The following is a 1,917-nucleotide window of genomic DNA, read 5'->3' as shown; positions in this document are numbered from 1 at the left end:
CGGGGCTGCTCAACACCGGCACGGAGTTCCACGTCTTCGACCGGCGGGCGCGCGGCTTCACACCCGCCGAGGGCGCCGGTGTCCTCCTGCTCAAGCGGSWCGCGGCGGCCGAGGCCGGACGGCCCCCCCCCCCCCACCCCCAACCCCGGCGCCCAGCGGAGCGTCATGGCCCGCGCCCTCGCCAAGGCCGGGGTCGCCGCCGAGGACGTCACGTACATCGAGACCAACGCGGCGGGCTCGCAGATCCCCGACCTGATCGAGCTGAAGGCCATCGCGGCCGTCTACCGCGACGGGTCCGACACGCCCTGCTCGCTCGGCTCGGTCAAGCCCAACATCGGCCACCCGCAGTGCGCCGAGGGCATCGCCGGAGTCATCAAGACCGTCCTGATGCTCCGCAACCGCGCCCTCGTGCCGTTCCTCAGCGGGCGGCAGCCCCTTGAGCACTTCGACCTCGCCGCGACGCCGCTGCGCTTCGAGCGGGCCCTCACGCCCTGGCCGGACGCCCCGCTCGTCGCCGCCGTGTCCAGCTTCGCCGACGGCGGCACCAACGCCCACGCCGTCCTCGCGGGGCGGACCTCGCAAGGGTCCGGCGTCCGTGAGCCGCTGGCACGGCCCCGCCTGAAGCGGCGCCGCCTGCCCGTCCCGGGCACCGAACGCTTCGCGATCATCGGTATGGCGGGGCACTATCCCGGCGCCGAGGACCTCGCCGCCTTCTGGGCGAACCTCAAGGACGGCAGGGACAGCGTCACCGAGGTGCCCGCGCGGCGGTGGACGCCGGGGGAGGCGGACGGTTCGCGCTGGGGCGGATTCCTGGACGGCGTCGACCGGTTCGACGCCGGCTTCTTCCGGATCTCACGCCCCGAGGCAGAGATCACCGACCCGCAGGAGCGCTGGTTCCTGCGCACCTGCTGGGAGGCGATCGAGGACTCCGGGTACACCCCGGCCGGGCTCGCCGAGGCCAAGGGGCCCGACCGGCGGCGCTCCGTCGGCGTGTTCGCCGGGGCCATGCACAAGGACTACACGCTGGTCGCCGCCGAGGCGTCCATACCCGTGCCGCTCGCCCTCAACCAGGGGCAGATCGCCAACCGCGTCTCCTTCGTCTGCGACTTCCACGGCCCGAGCATGACCGTGGACACCCTCTGCTCCTCCTCCCTGACGGCGGTGCACCTCGCCGTGGAGTCGCTGCGCCGGGGCGAGTGCGAAATCGCCCTCGCGGGCGGCGTCAACCTCTCGCTGCACCCCGGCAAGTACCGCACCTACGGTGCCGTCGGCATGCACTCCTCCGACGGACGCTGCCGCTCCTTCGGTGAGGGCGGCGACGGCTACGTGTCGGCGGAGGGCGTCGGCGCCCTCGTCCTCAAGCCGCTCGCCGCGGCCGAGGCCGACGGCGACCACGTCTACGCCGTCATCGCCGCGTCCGCCGTCAACCACGTCGGCTCCGCCAGCGGCTTCAGCGTGCCGAGCCCGGTCGGCCAGGCCGCCGTCATCTCGGCCGCGCTGGAGAAGGCGGGCATCGACGCCCGCTCCATCGGCTGCCTGGAGGCGCACGGCACCGGCACCTCGCTCGGCGACCCGATCGAGATCAGGGGCCTGTCCACGGCCTTCGGACGGCACACCGAGGACCAGGGATTCTGCGCCCTCGGGTCGGTCAAGTCCAACATCGGGCACGCGGAGGCCGCCGCCGGGATCGCGGGCCTGACCAAGGCGGCGCTGCAACTGCACCACCGCACCCTGGTGCCCTCCCTGCACGCGGACACCGTCAACCCGCTGCTCGCCCTGGACGGCACCCCGTTCCGGCTCCAGCGCGCCACCGAGCCATGGCCCGCGCCGCCCGAGGGCCCGCGCCGGGCGGGGCTCAGCTCGTTCGGGGCGACCGGAGCGGGCGCGCACCTCATCCTTGAGGAGTACGTGCCCGCC

The 1,917-nt window shown here is 74.2% G+C and carries 1 protein-coding gene and 1 pseudogene; both read left to right on the top strand.

From position 1 onward, the window contains the following. Positions 1-5 precede the first annotated feature (5 nt). Positions 6-95 (top strand): annotated as a pseudogene (locus AB8Z36_RS39030) (beta-ketoacyl synthase N-terminal-like domain-containing protein); the annotation flags it as partial. Beyond that, positions 79-1,917, top strand: a 1,839-nt coding sequence (locus AB8Z36_RS39025) for a beta-ketoacyl synthase N-terminal-like domain-containing protein (protein WP_369218104.1), incomplete at its 3' end; no start/stop codon positions are given. The pseudogene AB8Z36_RS39030 and the gene AB8Z36_RS39025, both read left to right, overlap by 17 nt.

This window comes from Streptomyces flavofungini, assembly GCF_041028215.1.
GTDB classification, from domain to species: Bacteria; Actinomycetota; Actinomycetes; order Streptomycetales; family Streptomycetaceae; genus Streptomyces; species Streptomyces flavofungini_B.
This window is presented reverse-complemented; position numbering and strand designations above follow the sequence as displayed.